The 16,813-nt window shown below is 64.2% G+C and carries 14 protein-coding genes; 6 read left to right on the forward strand and 8 right to left on the reverse strand.

The window, feature by feature from the left end; all coding sequences use genetic code 11:
* Positions 1-123 precede the first annotated feature (123 nt).
* The 8 genes from EJ076_RS03020 to EJ076_RS03055 all read right to left on the reverse strand — a co-directional run bounded on the left by EJ076_RS03020 (position 124) and on the right by EJ076_RS03055 (position 8,935).
* The gene (locus tag EJ076_RS03020) at positions 124-1,071 is read right to left on the reverse strand and encodes an ABC transporter permease (protein ID WP_126066859.1); all 948 of its coding nucleotides are present in this window, start codon (positions 1,069-1,071) and stop codon (positions 124-126) included.
* 3 nt (positions 1,072-1,074) lie between these two features.
* Complete coding sequence (locus tag EJ076_RS03025) at positions 1,075-2,055, reverse strand: ABC transporter permease (protein ID WP_164548532.1); 981 nt, start codon at positions 2,053-2,055, stop codon at positions 1,075-1,077.
* Between the two features lies 1 nt (position 2,056).
* Positions 2,057-3,526, reverse strand: coding sequence for a sugar ABC transporter ATP-binding protein (locus tag EJ076_RS03030; RefSeq protein WP_126066861.1), 1,470 nt, complete (start codon positions 3,524-3,526; stop codon positions 2,057-2,059).
* A 49-nt stretch (positions 3,527-3,575) separates the two neighbouring features.
* Positions 3,576-4,589: an ABC transporter substrate-binding protein gene (locus EJ076_RS03035; RefSeq protein ID WP_109664026.1), complete on the reverse strand. Its 1,014-nt coding sequence runs from the start codon at positions 4,587-4,589 to the stop codon at positions 3,576-3,578.
* A gap of 94 nt (positions 4,590-4,683) precedes the next feature.
* Complete coding sequence (locus EJ076_RS03040; protein ID WP_245462951.1) at positions 4,684-5,697, reverse strand: SMP-30/gluconolactonase/LRE family protein; 1,014 nt, start codon at positions 5,695-5,697, stop codon at positions 4,684-4,686.
* Positions 5,698-5,770: 73 nt separating this feature from the next.
* Complete coding sequence (locus EJ076_RS03045) at positions 5,771-6,739, reverse strand: YihY/virulence factor BrkB family protein (protein ID WP_245463065.1); 969 nt, start codon at positions 6,737-6,739, stop codon at positions 5,771-5,773.
* A 187-nt stretch (positions 6,740-6,926) separates the two neighbouring features.
* Positions 6,927-7,649, reverse strand: a complete 723-nt coding sequence (locus tag EJ076_RS03050) for a response regulator transcription factor (RefSeq protein WP_126066863.1) — start codon at positions 7,647-7,649, stop codon at positions 6,927-6,929.
* Positions 7,649-8,935, reverse strand: coding sequence for a histidine kinase (locus tag EJ076_RS03055; RefSeq protein ID WP_126066864.1), 1,287 nt, complete (start codon positions 8,933-8,935; stop codon positions 7,649-7,651). The genes EJ076_RS03050 and EJ076_RS03055 overlap by 1 nt, the downstream gene beginning before the upstream one ends.
* Before the next feature lie 155 nt (positions 8,936-9,090).
* On the opposite strand from EJ076_RS03055, the gene EJ076_RS03060 reads away from it, so the two are divergent.
* The 6 genes from EJ076_RS03060 to EJ076_RS03085 all read left to right on the forward strand — a co-directional run bounded on the left by EJ076_RS03060 (position 9,091) and on the right by EJ076_RS03085 (position 16,677).
* A complete protein-coding gene (locus EJ076_RS03060) occupies positions 9,091-11,508 on the forward strand; it encodes a glucan 1,4-alpha-glucosidase (protein WP_126066865.1) in 2,418 nt (805 codons plus the stop codon).
* A 50-nt stretch (positions 11,509-11,558) separates the two neighbouring features.
* On the forward strand, positions 11,559-12,572 hold the full coding sequence (gene gnd, locus EJ076_RS03065; RefSeq protein ID WP_126066866.1) for a phosphogluconate dehydrogenase (NAD(+)-dependent, decarboxylating): 1,014 nt from the start codon (positions 11,559-11,561) through the stop codon (positions 12,570-12,572).
* 22 nt (positions 12,573-12,594) lie between these two features.
* Positions 12,595-13,971: a glucose-6-phosphate dehydrogenase gene (gene zwf / locus EJ076_RS03070; RefSeq protein WP_126066867.1), complete on the forward strand. Its 1,377-nt coding sequence runs from the start codon at positions 12,595-12,597 to the stop codon at positions 13,969-13,971.
* 11 nt (positions 13,972-13,982) lie between these two features.
* Positions 13,983-14,702, forward strand: coding sequence for an ROK family protein (locus EJ076_RS03075; RefSeq protein ID WP_109663992.1), 720 nt, complete (start codon positions 13,983-13,985; stop codon positions 14,700-14,702).
* 216 nt (positions 14,703-14,918) lie between these two features.
* A complete protein-coding gene (locus EJ076_RS03080; RefSeq protein ID WP_056585880.1) occupies positions 14,919-15,380 on the forward strand; it encodes a MucR family transcriptional regulator in 462 nt (153 codons plus the stop codon).
* A 196-nt stretch (positions 15,381-15,576) separates the two neighbouring features.
* A complete protein-coding gene (locus tag EJ076_RS03085) occupies positions 15,577-16,677 on the forward strand; it encodes a pyridoxal phosphate-dependent aminotransferase (protein ID WP_126066868.1) in 1,101 nt (366 codons plus the stop codon).
* The last annotated feature ends 136 nt before the right edge of the window (positions 16,678-16,813 follow it).

Here is a 16,813-nt window from a genome sequence, read left to right on the forward strand (position 1 = left end):
CGATGGTCACGGCCGTGGCCGCGCGACCCGGATTTACAGCGCCATGACGCAGATGGGAACCGGATGTCGGCCTGGCACAATGATTACAGGCCTTGAAAGTGCTTGGGATGACGAATGCGGGGGCTAGCGCAGCGCCTTCTGCCCACCCGCCGCGGTGATGACGCCAACGATGATCAACCCCGTCAGCAACAACCGCACGCCGGCACTCACCCCAAACGTGTTGAGCATGGTCAAAAGCAGCACCAGGAACAGCGCCGCGCCCCAGACTCCGGGCACGTTGGCCTTGCCGCCGGCCACCGAGGTACCGCCAATGACGACGACGGCGATTGAGGCGAGCAGGTATTCATTGCCGATATCGACATTGGCGCCGCGGAAATAGCCGGCGAGCAGCGCGCCGTCGATGCCGCCGAGCGCGCCCGACAGCGTGTAGGTGAGGAAGCGGATGCGGCCGACATTGACGCCGGCCAGCCACGCGGCGCGGATGTTCTGCCCGATCGCCAGCACCGAGCGGCCATAGATCATGCGTTGCAGCGCGATGGCCGCACCGATGGTGAACAGCACGGTGAGGATCGCCAGCACCGGAATGCCCAGTATCTGCCAGTTGGCGAAATCGGCGAAGCCCGGCGGCGGCTTGATCTGCAGCCCGCGCCCATAGCTGATGTCGATCGACTGGATGATGAAGCTGGCCGACAGCGTGGCGATGATCGGCGGAATGCGCAGCGCCCAGATCAGCAGATAGTTGGCTGCGCCGACCGCCGCGCCACAGGCGAGCGCTGCCAGCAGCCCGACCACGATCATGGAATCGTTGCCGTCCATCACTTTCATCGCGACGGCGCTGGCAAGGCCGATATTGGCCGGCAGCGACAGGTCGACATTGCCCGGGCCGAGCGTGATGACGAACATCTGGCCGACACCGACAATGACCGTGAACACCGCCAGCGACAAGGCGGCGGTCACCATGCCGCCGGCGCCATAGCCGCCGGTGAAGGCGATCGTCGCCAGCCACACCAGCAAGGCGCCGAGAAACGACCAGATCCAGGGTTTGGTCAGCAGCGATTTCACCGAGGCCATCGCTCACCTCTCCTTGCGACTGATCAGCACCCGCGCCGCCAGCACGATAATGAGGATGGCGCCGTTGGCGGCGACCTGCCAGTCGGGTGGAATGTGCATGAAGGTGAGCAGCGGCGAGGCGGCCAGCGCCAGCGTCAGCGCGCCGATCACCGCGCCGATCGGCGACACCCGGCCGCCGACGAACTCACCGCCGCCGAGGATGACGCCGGCGACCGCCAACAGCGTGTAGCCATTGCCGATATTGGCGTCGGCCGATGTGGTGATGCCGATCAGCGCCATGCCGGACAGCACGCCGAACAGGCCGGCGAGCGCGAACAGCACGATCTTGGTCTTGAGCAGCGACCAGCCGGCGCGGCCGAGTGCCGCCGGATTGCCGCCCGAGCCGCGCAGGATCACGCCATAGGATGTGCGCATCAGGCCGAAATGAACGATGAGGCCGATCAGCAGCGCCGCGATGATCGGGAACGGAATGAAAGGCGGCTTGAACGCCATCAGCCCAAGCAGCCAGTCCGGCGCCTTGCCGCCCGGTTTGGGCAAGACGAGAATCGCCAGGCCCTGCCAGACGAAGCTCATGCCAAGCGTCACCACGATGGAAGGCAGGTTGCGCAGATGGATCAGCGCGCCGAGCAGCGCATAGATGCCGATCGACCCGAGCAGGATGACGACGCCGATGAGCGGCGCATCCTTCAGCCAGGTCGCGGTGACACAGCCGACGAAGCCGACGAAAGTGCCGATCGACAGGTCGAGCTCGTTGCCAGCGATGACGAACATCTGCGCGATCGTCGCCAGCGCGATCGGGATCGCCAAATTGAGCATCAGGCTGAAGCCGAAATAGCTGATGGCGCGCGGGTTGAGCCAGGCGATGGCGAGCAGCACCAGCGCCAACGACAGCGCCGGCAGCAGCCCGCGCAACAGGCGGGCGCGGGCCAGTGCGCCACGCTCGGCGGAAGTCTTGGCAACGGTTTCCAGGCTGGCGGCCGTCATCTCAGGCCGCATCGCCGAAGGAGGACTGGATGATCTTCTCCTCGGTCAACTCGTCGCGGCGCAGATTGGCGACGATGCGGCCGTTCTTGAAGACATAGATGTGGTCGCAATTGTCGAGCTCTTCGGTTTCCGTGGTGTACCAGAGGAAGGTGCGGCCGCGGGCAGCCTCTTCGCGCACGAGGTCGTAGACCTCCAGCTTGGTGCCGATATCAACGCCGCGCATCGGATCGTCCATCAGCACGATCTGTGCGTCCGAGCCGAGTGCGCGGGCAAACAGCGCCTTCTGCTGGTTGCCGCCCGACAGCGAAAAGATGTTGTTGTTCATCTCCGGCGTGCGGATGCCGATCTTCTTCTGCCAAAATGCAGCAAGCTCTGCCTCGCGCTGCGGCGAGATCAACAGCCCGTTGCGCAGGCGCGCCAGCGAGCGGATGCCGATATTCTGCGCGATCGACCATTGCGGAAAAATGCCGTCCGACTGACGGTCGCCGGCGACCAGCGCCACAGGCGCCGTCACCTCGATGCCGGTCCGGGCGCGCGATGCCGCAGCGAAGATCGCCAGCAGCAGGTCGGTCTGGCCATGTCCCGCCAGCCCGGCGAGGCCGATGATCTCACCGGCACAGGCGACGAGATCGGTGCCGTCCTTCTGCGCGGCAGGTCGCGCCCGAACCCGCAGCGGGCTGACGCTGGGCTTGGCGGCAGCGATTTGCGCCGCGATCTTCTGGCGCGCTTCCGCTCCGCCCATCGCCGTCACCAGCCGGTCGCGATCGAAGGCACTGGCAGCGTCAGCGACAACCACTTTGCCGTCGCGCATCACCACGATGCGGTCGGCGTTCCGCAGCACCTCGCCCAGCACATGCGAGATCAGGATGCAGCTTTTGCCGCCGGCAACGAAGCGGCGTACGAAGGCCAGCAGCTGGCCCGCCGTATGCGCATCGAGCGATGATGTCGGCTCGTCGAGGATGACGAGGTCGAGCCGGTCTTGCGTCACCGTGAAGGCACGCGCCACCTCGACCATCTGGCGACGGCCGATCGACAGGTCGCCGACAATGTCCGACGCCGAGATGCTGTGACCCGGAAAGATCTCGTCGAGCTTGGCGGCGATCAGATCGGCCGCCTTGCGCCGCCAGCCGAAGCCACGCAGCGACGCATGGTTGATGCGTGTGTTCTCGGCGACGCTGAGATTGGGGCACAGCGACAGCTCCTGGAACACGCAGCGTATGCCGAGCTGCTGTGCCCGCGACACAGAGTAGTTGTCCTCGATGCCGCCATGCACGCCGATCTGCCCGCTGTCGGGCACCAGCGTGCCCGACACCATGTGCATCAGCGTCGATTTGCCGGCGCCATTGTGGCCGACGAGACCGACACACTCGCCGGATCCGACGTGAAAATCCACGCCGCCCAGTGCGCGAACGGCGCCGAAATGCTTTTCGGCGCCGTTCAGTCTGATGATGTCAGCGTTCCCTTCAGGCATGCTCAACGATATCCGCTCGGCGATACGGACGGCAACGCTGCCGTGACATTCACTTGATGTTGGCTTTGATGGCCGCGATCGCATCTTCCTGCGTGTATTCGTGGCTGGCAACGCCGCCCTTGACGATCTTCGGCAGTTCGGCCTCGAAATCGTCCTGGGTGAAGGCCAGATACGGCACCAGCAAATCGTGCGGGATATCGGTGCGGCCGTCGAGCACCTGCTGCGCCACCCAGAAGGCGAGCGACGAGACGCCGGGCGCGATCGAGGCCGACCAGGTCTTGTAGCCGTCCTTGTCCTTCTGTTCCTTCCACCATTGCAGCTCGTCCTGGCGGTTGCCCATGATGATGGTCGGGCGCGGCTTGCCGGCGGCGGCGAAGGCCTGTGCGGCGCCATAGCCGTCACCACCCTGGTCGACGATGCCGACGATGTCGGGCAGCGACGGCAGGATGGTCGCCACCGCCTTTTGCGCCGTCGTCTGGTCCCAGTCGCCGGTCACCGAGCCGACGATCTTGAACTCGGGATGGGCAGCCACACCTTCAAGGATGCCGGCATGGATGGCATCGTCGATCGAGGTGCCGGCAAGGCCGCGGATTTCAAGGAGATTGCCGCCCTTGGGCTGGAATTTGGCCATCTGCTCGACTTCCTGCTTGCCCATGTCCTTGAAGTCGACGACGACGCGGTAGGCGCAGGGTTCGGTCACGGTGCCGTCGAAGGAGACGACAGTGATGCCCGCGTCGCAGGCCTGCTTGATGGCGCCGTTGAGTGCGTCCGGCGAGGCGGCATTGATGACGATCGCGTCATAGCCCTGCAGGATCAGGTTCTGCACCTGCGCCGCCTGCGTCGGCACTTCCTTGTCGGCGGTGGTGAAGATGTCGGCCGCGCCGACGATCTTGTCGGCGACCGCCTTCTTGGTGACGATGCCATAGCTGTCGAGCATCGCCTGCCGCCAGGAATTTCCGGCATAGTTGTTGGAGAAGGCGATCTTCTTGCCACTGGTGTCGGCCAGCGCCGTGCCCGAGGCGAGCATCGCCGCCAGGGCGCCCAAGACGAACAGTTTCTTCATGTCGTAATCCTCCCAGATGTTGACTGCTGCATTTCCCGCCGGCTTTGACCCCGGCCTCACTCCCGATCTGATTTGAGCACGGATCGTCGCGGGCTCAAAACAGTCTCAATCCCGGCACTCGCACCCGGAGCCGGTACAGCGACGTCGACGCGGCGATGTAGAGGCTCTGCAGGTCGTCGTCGCCGAAGGTGAAATTCGCGCAATTTTCCGGTGTCCGGATAACGCCGAGAATGGCGCCCGACGCATCGAAGACATGGATGCCACCGGGCCCGGTGCAGTAGAGATTGCCGCGGCTGTCGATCTTCATACCGTCGGGCGCTCCCGGCTCCTCGCCCTCGGTCACGGCCCAGACGGCGCCGCCATTGAGGTCGCCGTTCGCTTCCACGCCGAACACCCTGATGTGCCCCCGTTCGGTGTCGTTGATGAACAGCCGCGACTCGTCCAGCGAAAAGCAAAGCCCGTTCGGCTGGACAAAATCGTCGGCCAGCAATGTCAGCCGGGCGCCGTCGCCATCGATGCGGTAGACGCCCTGGAACGGCAGCTCCTGTGGCCGCGGCACGCCATAGAATTCCACCCGACCATAGCCGGGATCACTGAAGTAGATCGATCCGCCGGTGGCAACGACGATGTCGTTCGGACTGTTGAGCTGCTTGCCCTGATGGTGCGTGGCAAGCACCGTCACGCTGCCGTTGGGCTCGGCGCGGGTCACCCGGCTCGTCGCGTGCTCGCAGGTGACCAGCCGCCCGTGGCGGTCCAGCGTGTTGCCATTGGCCTTGTGGCTCGGTTCGCGGAACAGCTCGATCTCGCCCTCGGCACTGCGGCGGTACATGCGGCTTTCCGGAATGTCGGAGAAGACCAGCCACTTCTTGTAGGGGTGCCAGACCGGCCCTTCGAGGAAGCCGAAGCCGCTCGCCAGCGTCTCGATCGTCGCATCGCCGACGACGTCGTCCAGGCCGGAATGGCGGGCGCGCGCCGACACCGACATCACCGGCTCCCGGCGGTGCGAATCCGCATGGTGACGAATGGCATGAGCGCTTCCCCGATATATCTTCTTGTTGGGGTTGAGCGTAGTCGCGGCGCCGGCGTGGCGATACGGGTCAAAGCGCATGGCCGACTGTGCGTTTGCACAGTCGCGCAGGGGCCAATCGGGGCAGAGTGTTAGCGGCTACGGCGAGGTCGGACTAGGGCCGGCGAACACCCAGCAAAAGCGCGGTCAAGGTCGCGCTCGCGCACGCCACCGCCACGAGCACGACCACGCCAGCAGAGTTGGATTTTTGCCCTGCGCGAAATGGGTTGTGCTGCGTGGGCAAGGGACTGTGAATCAAGGTTTTCAGATCGGACCTGCTGCCGTGCCTAATGGAATAGGCGCGCGTTAACTCGGCACCGAGAAGGAAAATTTCCGACGAATAGTAAACCCAGAGCAGTACGACGAGCAGACCACCCGCTGCGCCATACGAGGACGCAGTCGCGCTGGTGCCGATATACCAGCCGATAAGCGATTTCCCCAACGTGAACAGGGCAGCGGTCACAACAGCGCCAATCCCTACATCGCGCCATTCCAGGGTTCGATCGGGCAAAACTTTGTAAATGGCAGCGAACATCACGGAAATGAGCGCAAACGAAACGACGCCGTTGATCCCACTGAGTATGATCGTTCCAAACGGCAGATGGACGTTGATGAAATCGCTCAGCGCCGAAATCGCAGCGCTTGCTATGAGAGAAACCAGCAACAGGAACCCGAGCGCGGCCACCAACCCTAGACTGGCGGCCCGTGCCCGCACCAGACGCGACAAGGAGTTGCCCTGCGGTTCAACCTTCCAAATTGTGTTCAACGACTGCTGCATTTCGCCGAAGACGCCAGAGGCGGCCACCAACAAGGTGGCCAGCCCTATGATTGCGGCCCACGTCCCGTACAGCTTGCTAGATGCACTTTGCAGTGCGGTCTTGAGGAGATCGGCGCTTTCCGGCCCCATCAGCCCGGAGACCTGGGCCGACAAAGCCAATTGTGCGGCATCATGACCGAATACGAGACCAGCAATCGCAACCACAATCAGCAAGATCGGCGCCAGCGAGGTGGCAGCATAAAAGGCCATCGCAGCACCGTGACTAAGAGCATTGTCGTTGATGAAGCCGGCTACGCTTTCACGCACCAAGTGCCATGAATCTGTGATTGAGGGTCGCACTTTGAGTCCGCAGGCAGTGAATTGGAATGGCGTTCACTAGCAATGCGCCGGAACTTCCGATGTTCCGGTTGGCCGTGCCACCAATTTCACGAACCCATCGGAATCGGGCGTGGACCCTCCAGCCATGAGGCCGAGGCGCAGAAGACTAGGCCCGCTATTGCTCCGCCAGCCAGGCATCGAGCCGGTCCTGTTCGCGGCGCAGCGCATCGATGTTGATCAGGCCGCGCGCCATGGCGAGATAGATCGCCCGCGTCCGCGAGTTGAACACCGAAGCATCGCTGGCGCCGTCCTCCGCCGGAACGATGCCAAGCTTGTCGTAGACATGTTTAATGCGGCTCTGCGCGCCACGGATCGACAGGCCGCGGCGTGCTGCGATCGCCCGGTCGGTCAGGCCGAGCGCGATGTCGATCAGGCTTTCATATTCGCCGTCGGTGATGCCCTCGAACCTGTCCTGCACGCGGTGCTGGATGCCGCGGATCTCGCGGTCGATGATGCAGTGGCCATCGCGGAAAACGCCGCGCAGGGCGGACCGCATGCCCTCCTCCGTCGCCGATTTGAGCACATAGCCATAGACCGAGCCGGGCGGCACGATGCGCGCCACGCCGCGCACATAGGCCTCGTCGGCGAAATTCGACCAGAACAGGATGTGCGTGCCGGCGCGGCGGTTCCAGATCGCCCTGGCAACCTCGATCCCGGTCGCCTTCGGCATCTGCAGGTCGAGCACGACATGCGGCGGCTCGCGTTCGGCCGCCAGGTTGATCGCGTCCTCGCCGTCGCTCGCTTCGATCACCTCGACGTCGCCGGGCCACAATTGCTCTACGGTCCGGCGCGCGAAGGTGCGGTGCAACCCATCGTTCTCGGCGATCATCACAAGCATCACATGGCCTCCGACACGGCGAACTCGCCGGGTGCTGTTGCAGCCGCCGCAGCCGGTAACTCCCGCGACGGCGGGCGGTCGATCTCGACGACGACACGGGTGCCGCCGCTCTTGCGGCCGGCCTGGCCCATGCGCAGCCGCGCCCCGATGAGGGCGGCCCGTGTGTGCATATGGCCGATGCCGCCATGGGCGGCCGGATCGACAGCGCCGCAGCCCTGGCCGTCATCGGTGACGATCACCCGAAGCACGCTCGTTGTCGACGCCAGCAGCACGTCGATGCGGTGTGGCGCGGCGTGGCGAACGGCATTGTTGATCGCTTCCTGCACGATCCGGTAGAGCGCGGTGCGAACCGGCTCCGGCAGACTGTCGGCGCCACCGTCGCTGGTGTCGGCGATGTGCACGGCGATTGGCGGCTTGGCTCTGGCGACGCTGCGGTTGAGATGCGCCTCGACGGCATCGCGCAGGCCGAACAATTCGAGCACGCTCGGGCGCATGTCGTCGACGATGTGGCGCAGCTCCGTGAGACAACCGGCGACCTCCTGCTCGAGGTCGGCAAGCTGCGCCGCCCGCGCCACGCCCTGGCCGCGCAGGGCCGAAAGCTGGCGCGCGATGCGGGCGAGGTCGGCAAGCGTCTGGTCGTGCAGGTCCATGGCCATGCGCCGGCGTTCGCGCTCCATGCCTTCGGTCAATTGCGAGGCGCCGACCCGCAGCAGTTCGACGCGGTTGCGGGCCTCGCTCTCGGCAAGCATCGCCCGGCGGGCCTCCTCGGTCTGGATCAGCGCGAATATATAGGGCGCGATCAGATCGGCGCATTGCTGGGCGACGGCGACATCGGCAAGCGTGTAGCAATCGACCTCGTGCTGGCTGATGTTGAGCGCGCCGATGATGCCGCCGCGTGCCCTGAGCGGCACGACGATGCGGCTGCGCAGTCGGGCGGCGAAGATCGGCCCGTCTATGGCCGTGGCGAAATGGAAGCGCTGGTCGCCCAACGCGTCGTCGGCGAGCAGATAGGGTACTTCGCCCCACAGCACCGAGCGGATAGGGCTGACTTCGGTCGGCAGCGGATGCTGGGCAAGCTCGCTCCAGCTAGTGTGGAAGCCGGCTTCATAACAGGCGTGCCGGCGGCCATCATGCGACAGCACCGCCAGATCCATGTGGTCGTGCGGAATGAGCGAGCCGATCTCGATGGCTGTCGCGCGGAACGCCGTGCCGGGGTCGATATGGCCGGCAAGCGCCCGCGAGATCGCCAGCAGCCGGTCGATCAGGACCAGGGACACCTCCGGCATTGGCTTTCACGATCCTCCCGTGCCGGGAAATAGTGGACGCATGCCGGCGCTGCTGTCAACGACGCGCCATTGGCGGTGTCCGATCAACTTGCGGTGCAATGATTGTAAAGGGTTCGCGTCCTGGTCTAGGGAGGGGGCCAGGAGACCGAAACAGAATGCCAGTGACGCCAACCGTTGCTCCGGGCGCCCCGGGAATTCCGGCCCGCTGGACGTCAAGCGCCAAGAGCGGCGTCGGAACGTCGCTTTCGCCAGCCGGCCAGATCTGGTTCACGATCAGCCACGGCATCCTCAACGAAATCTACTATCCGCGCGTCGACAGCGCCTGCACGCGCGATTTCGGCCTGATCGTCACCGGTCCCGACGGCTACTTCTCGGAAGAGAAGCGTGATGCCGCGCACACCATCGAACCGTTCGAGGACGGCGTACCTGCCTACCGGCTGGTCAACACGGCGAGCGACGGCGCCTGGCGGATCGAAAAGCGCATCCTCGCCGACCCGGCGCGTCCCGCTTTGCTGCAGGAAATCACCTTCACGCCGCTCAAGGGTGCGCCCGGCGACTACCGCGTCTATGCGCTTCTGGCGCCGCATCTGGTCAATGCCGGCATGGGCAACACCGCCTGGGTCGGCGAGCACAAGGGAAAGCCCGTGCTGTTTGCCTCGGGGCGCGGCTCTTGCCTGGCGCTGGCCTCGTCGCTGCCCTGGGAAAACGGCGCGGCCGGCTATGTCGGCGTCTCCGACGGCTGGCAGCAGCTGCACAACACCGGCGAACTCGATCCGGCTCGCCAGCGGGCCGAGGACGGCAATGTCGCGTTGACCGGCGAGATCGGTTTTTCCGCCGCAAAGACCAAGGCCTTGCTGGCGCTTGGGTTTGGAGCGACGCCCGACGAGGCCGCGGAAAATGCCTTCGCCAGCCTGAAGCGGGGTTTTGCGGCGGCGGCCAAGTCTTACATCCAGAACTGGCGCAAGTGGCAGACTGGCCTGCTGCCGCTGGATCGGCACACAGCATCAGGCATCAACAGCTATCGCACCAGCACCGCGGTACTGGCGACGCACCGATCGATCGTCGTGCCGGGCGCCGCGGTCGCCAGCCTGTCGATCCCGTGGGGCTTCAACAAGGGCGACGATGACCTCGGTGGCTACCATCTGGTCTGGCCGCGCGATCTGGTCGAGACGGCGGGCGGCTTCCTCGCCGCCGGCGATGCCGCGGCGGCATTGCGGATTCTCGGCTACCTGCGCTCCATCCAGCAGCCGGACGGCCATTGGCCGCAGAATGCATGGCTCGACGGGTCCCCCTATTGGCCCGGCATACAGATGGACGAATGCGCGTTTCCGCTGCTGTTGGCCGATGCTTTGCGGCGCGCCGGCCATTTGCCGCGCGCCAGGCTCATAACCTTCCTGCCGATGATCGAGGGCGCCGCCAGCTATGTCGTGCGCAACGGACCGGTCACCGGCGAAGACCGCTGGGAAGAGGATGCCGGCTACAGCCCGTTCACGCTTGCAGTCGAGATCGCGGCCCTGCTTGCTGCGGCGGACTTGCTCGATGCCTGCGGCAAGGACGACGCCGCGACCTATCTGCGCGAGACCGCCGATGGCTGGAACGATCAGGTCGAGCGCTGGACCTATGTCAGCGGCACGGCGATCTGCAGGCAAGTTGGCGTTGACGGCTACTACGTGCGCATCGCGCCGCCCGACAGCGCCGACGCCGGCTCGCCGAAGGACGGCTACGTACCGATCAAGAACCGGCCGCCCGGCGACAGCGACCGGCCCGCCGAGGCAATCGTCAGCCCGGACGCGCTGGCGCTGGTGCGTTTCGGTCTACGGGCGGCCAACGATCCACGCATCGTCAACACGGTCAAGGTCATCGACGCTCAATTGCGCTGCGACCTGCCGCAAGGGCCGCTCTGGTATCGCTACACCAGCGACGGCTATGGCGAGCACGAAGACGGCGCGCCATTCGACGGCACCGGCCAGGGCCGCCCCTGGCCGCTATTGGCGGGCGAACGCGCCCATTATGAGCTGGCGGCAGGGCGCAAGGACAAGGCAGCCAGCCTTCTCGAGGCGCTGGAAGGCTCGGCCGGACCGGGCGGTCTGTTGCCGGAGCAAGTCTGGGACGGCCCCGACCTGATGGAGCGCGAGTTGCTGCATGGCAGGCCCTCGGGCAGCGCCATGCCTTTGGTCTGGGCGCATTCGGAGCATATCAAGCTGTTGCGCTCGCTGCGCGACGGTGCGGTCTTCGACATGCCGCCGCAAGGCGTCAAGCGCTACATCGAGGACAAGACCGTATCGCCGTTCAGGACCTGGCGGTTCAACAACAAGATCCGCACCATGCCGGCGGGCAAAACGCTGCGCATCGAGCTGTTGGACCCGGCAATCGTTCACTGGAGCAGCGACAACTGGGCAACCGCCCATGACAGCCAGACGGCAGAGAACGCTTTCGGCATCCATCTTGCCGATCTGCCCGTCGCCGGCCTCCCCAAGGGAAGCACGCTGACCTTCACTTTTTTCTGGCCCGCAACCGGCGATTGGGAGAATGTCGACTTCTCCGTCATATCAGGCGAGCAGGATAGCCAGTAGATCTTCCCCCGACAAACCCCGTAAATCTCCTAGAAAACAGGGACGAAAACATGCAAATCGGAATGATGGGACTGGGCCGGATGGGCGCCAACATGGTCCGGCGCCTGATGCGCGACGGCCACGAATGCGTCGTCTACGACATCAATCCCGCCAGCGTCGCGGCTCTGGTGACTGACGGCGCGCTAGGGGCGGCTTCAATGGAAGAATTCGTCGGCAAGCTCGCCAAGCCGCGTTGTGTGTGGCTGATGCTGCCGGCAGCCATCACCGGCAGGATCATCGATCAGGTGGCGGCCCTGATGGAGCCCGGTGACATCGTCATCGACGGCGGCAATTCCTACTATCACGACGCCGTCGACCAGGCCGCGAAACTGGCTGGCAAGGGTATCCATCTTGTCGATGTCGGCACCAGCGGCGGTGTCTGGGGCCTGGAGCGTGGCTACTGCCTGATGATCGGCGGTCCCGATGTGGCGGTGCAACACCTCGATTCGATCTTCGCCACGCTGGCGCCGGGCGCCGACGCCGGCTCCAATCCGCCCAAGGATGCCGGGACCGCGCCCTTTGGCTATCTGCATTGCGGACCGAGTGGCGCCGGTCACTTCGTCAAGATGGTGCACAACGGCATCGAATATGGTGTCATGGCCGCTTATGCCGAAGGCATGAACATCCTGAAATCGGCCAATGCCGGCAAGCGGCAGCGGACGGCGGACGCCGAGACCAGCCCGCTGGAAAACCCGCAATACTACCAGTTCGATATCGACCTTCCCCAGGTGGCCGAGGTCTGGCGGCACGGCAGCGTCATCGGCTCCTGGCTGCTCGACCTGACGGCCGGCGCCTTGAAAGGCGACCCGGGCCTGGCGAATTACGGCGGCCGCGTCTCGGATTCCGGCGAAGGACGCTGGACACTGAAGGCGGCGATCGACACCGGCGTGCCGGCGCCGGTGCTGTCCTCTGCGCTGTTTGACCGCTTCTCCTCGCAAGGCGAATCCGAATTCGCCGACAAGCTGTTGTCCGCCATGCGCTATGCCTTTGGCGGTCATGTCGAAAAGCCGAAGGCAGGCAAGTGACGGCGATAGGGGAGACACGCTCATGAGCCAGGAACGGTCCGACACGCTGGTGCTCTTCGGAGCAACCGGCGACCTCGCCCACAAGAAGATATTTCCGGCACTTTACCAGATGGTCGCCAAGGGCACGCTCACCGAACCGGTGATCGGCGTCGCCTTCGACGCCTGGGACCTCAAGCAGTTGCAGGCCCGCGCCCGCGACGGCATCGTCAATGCGCTGGGCAAGATCGACGAAAAGGTGTTCGCCAAGTTCGCCTCGCTGCTGCGCTATGTCAGCGGCGACTACCGCGATGGAGCGACGTTCGAGAAACTGAAAAGCGCGCTCGGCACCGCGCAGCGGCCGCTGCACTACATGGCGGTGCCGCCGACCATGTTCGAGACCGTCGTCCAGGGGCTGGAACAATCGGGCACCGCGCATGGCGCACGGCTGATGGTGGAAAAGCCCTTCGGGCACGATCTGCAATCGGCGCGCTGGCTCAACCGGGTCCTTCACCTGGTGTTCGACGAACAGTCGATCTTCCGCATCGACCACTATCTCGGCAAGGAAGCGATCCAGAACCTGCTCTATTTCCGCTTCGCCAACTCCTTCCTCGAGCCGATCTGGAACCGCAACTTCGTCGAGAGCGTGCAGATCACCATGGCCGAGGATTTCGGCGTCGAGGGGCGAGGCCGCTTCTATGACGATGTCGGCTGCATCAGGGACGTCATCGAGAACCACCTGCTCAACATCCTGTTGCTGCTTGCCATGGAGCCGCCTGTCGGCCGTTCCGCCGACGATTTGATCGACGAGAAGGTGCAGGTGCTGCGCGCCATCCGGACGCTGACCAAAGACGATGTCGTGCGTGGCCAGTTCACCGGCTATCTCACTGAATCGGGCGTGGCGCCGAACTCGCCGGTCGAGACCTTCGCGGCGGTGCGTTTCTTCGTCGACACCTGGCGCTGGCAGGACGTGCCGTTCTTCATCCGCGCCGGCAAAAACATGCCGGTGCATGTCACCGAAGTGGTGGTGCGGTTGAAGCGGCCGCCGCTCGACGTCTTCGATCCGATCAAGCCCGCCGACCAGAACTACGTCCGCTTCCGCATCGACCCACAGGTGGTGATCGCTATCGGCGCCCAGCGCAAGGCGCCGGGCGACGACATGATCGGCGAGCAGGTCGAACTGACGGCGCTCGACGACAGCAAGGGCGACATGCCGCCCTATGAGCGGCTGATCGGCGACGCCATGAACGGCAACGGCCAGCTGTTCACCCGCCAGGATGCCAGCGAGCTGGCCTGGCGCATTGTCGGCCCGGTGCTTGGCGACACCACGCCGCCGCACCTCTACGAGCCGGGAACATGGGGGCCAGCGGACGTCATGGCCGGGTTCGGGCCGCCCAATGGTTGGATTGATCCAGTGAAATGAGAGGGGACACGATGGCCAAGGCGGTGAAGCAACCAACGTTGGGTATTGAGACATCGGGCGCTGAGAAGATCGTGCTCTCGATCGATATTGGCGGCTCGCACGTCAAGATCCTGACCAGTGCCGGCGGCGAAGAGCGCCGCGCCGACTCCGGACCGGGCCTGACGCCGCAGCAGATGATCGATGCGGTGAAGAAGCTTGCCGAGGGCCTGCCTTACGATGTCGTCTCGATGGGCTATCCCGGCCCGGTCAATCACAACAGGCCGCTGACCGACCCCGCCAATCTCGGCGCGGGTTGGGCTGGATTTGACTTCGCAGGTGCATTCGGCAAACCGGTGAAGGTGGTCAATGACGCGCTGATGCAGGCCATCGGCAGCTATGAGGGAGGACGCATGCTTTTCCTCGGGCTCGGCACTGGCCTTGGTGCAGCGATGATTGCCGACAACGTCGCCCAGCCGATGGAACTTGCGCACCTGCCCTACAAGAAAGGCAAGAGTTTCGAGGATTATGTCGGCGAGCGCGGCCTCGAAGAGCGCGGCAAGAAGAAATGGCGCAAATATGTCTTCGACGTCGTCGACCGGCTTCGCGCCGCCCTGCAGCCTGACTATGTCGTCATTGGCGGCGGCAATGTCGACAAGCTCGATGAATTGCCCGCCGACTCCAGGCGCGGCGACAACACACGTGCGTTCGAAGGCGGATTTCGTTTGTGGCGCGACAAGGCACTGATAGTTTGATACTGTTATTGTTTAATATAGTTGTTCAAAATAACGTGTGATATGACACCAAGTCATTGCATTACGCAGATTTGCCGACTAGGAATTCCGCGCCACAACAACGCCATTCGTCCCGTGGACGCACGACGGACGCCATAGCATTTTTGATTTCGCGCATGATCCTTTCCGGAAATCGAATCCGATTTTCAGGTCATTCGCTGTAGACGGAGAAATAGAGTGACCGACGATAGCAACAGTGCCCGTAAAGACATCGACCTGCTCGAGCTGACCGCTCACATCGTGTCCGCTTACGTCGAGAAGAACCGGTTGCCCGCCTCCGGCCTGGCCGACCTCATCGCCAGCGTCAGCACCTCGATAAGCGGGCTCGGCAAGCCGGTGGTTCCGGTGGCTGCGCCCCTGGTCCCGGCGGTCAATCCCAAGAAGTCGGTGACGCCCGATTTCATCATCTGCCTCGAGGACGGCAAGAAGTTCAAATCGCTGAAGCGTCACCTCGGTGTGCATTTCGGCCTGACGCCGGACGCCTATCGCGCCAAATGGGGCTTGCCGTCGGACTATCCGATGGTCGCCCCCAACTATGCGGCCTCGCGCTCGCTGCTGGCGAAGTCGATCGGCCTCGGCCGCAAGGCCGCCCCCGTGAAGGCACCTGTCAAGGGCAGGAAGGCCAAGGTTTCAGCCTGAGGCATGTCGCCCAAAAGCATGCCCTTGGGCTTGACCCAAGGGTGCGCAGCGCTTTTGGGACAACGACCTGCCTGAAGCAAAGACCTAGTTCGGCCCTGAGCCAATAGATTGATTGGAGCCTGCCGGCGAATCCGCCTTGGCAGGCTTCATGTTTTTATGGCTTGGATGGGGCCGACAGGGTCTTTGGGGGGAAGCCATGAACTACACCAGGATGGTGATCGAGAAAGAGGCGCCGGAGGAATACGGCTACGACCGCATCCGCTACAATCTCTCCGAAAGTTCGATCGCCGACCAGAAACTCTCGGACATCGGCCTGTCACTGCCTGATCTCACGCTTTTCTATGGCGAGCATCGCGGCGACAAGGATTTGCGCGCGCTGATATCGGCGCAGGACGCCGGCACTTCGACTGACGATGTCCTGGTCACCGCCGGTGCCGCCGGCGCGCTGTTCATCATCTCGACCTCGCTCTTGTCGGCGGACGACCATCTCGTCGTCATCAGGCCCAACTACGCCACCAACATCGAAACCCCAAGGGCGATCGGCTGCGCCATCAGCTTTGTCGACCTGGCCTTCGAAGAAGGCTTCGCCATCGATGTCGAACGTGTCAAGGCGGCGATACAGCCGAACACGAAACTGATCAGCGTCACCTGCCCGCACAACCCGACCGGCACGATGATGAGCCGAACCGAGCTCGATGCGCTGGTGGCGCTCGCGGAAAGCAGGAACTGCCGTCTGCTGGTTGACGAGACCTACCGCGACCTCTCCTACGGCCGCCGCCTGCCGTCGGCGGCATCGCTCAGCCCGAAGGCGATCAGCGTCTCATCGCTGTCCAAGGCTTTCGGTATTCCCGGCATCCGCATCGGCTGGCTGGTCACCAGGGATGCGGCGCTTCAGGAGAGATTCCTTGCCGCCAAGGAGCAGATCGGCATCTGCGGCAGCGTCATCGATGAAGGCATTGCGCGCGGCATGCTTGAGCGCCGCGACGCCTTCCTGGCGACGCTGCTGCCCGAAATGGCCAAACGCCGCGGCATCGTCCAGGCCTGGATCGACCGCGAGCCACTGGTCGACTGGGTTCGGCCCGAAGGTGGCGTCGTAGGTTTCCCCCGCCTGAATGTCGATCCCGGCTTCGACCTCGACCGGTTCTATGTGAACCTGCTGGAGAACCACGGCACCTATGTCGGACCCGGCCACTGGTTCGAAATGGAGAAGCGCTTCTTCCGCGTCGGCTTTGGCTGGCCGACGGAAGCCGAATTGAGCGGCGGCCTCGACGCCATTTCCGCCGCGCTGAGGCAGTAACTTCCCCGTGCGGGCGATGGAGCAGGCTGAAAATTCCTTGATCCACCACTGATTTTAACGCATATCCGCGGCGAACTTTACTAGAAGTTCCATTGGTCGGAACAGCGCCCATCCGGGAAGTGCCCCGCCGGCCGAT

It is taken from the genome of Mesorhizobium sp. M7D.F.Ca.US.005.01.1.1, assembly GCF_003952545.1.
Lineage (GTDB): Bacteria > Pseudomonadota > Alphaproteobacteria > Rhizobiales > Rhizobiaceae > Mesorhizobium > Mesorhizobium loti.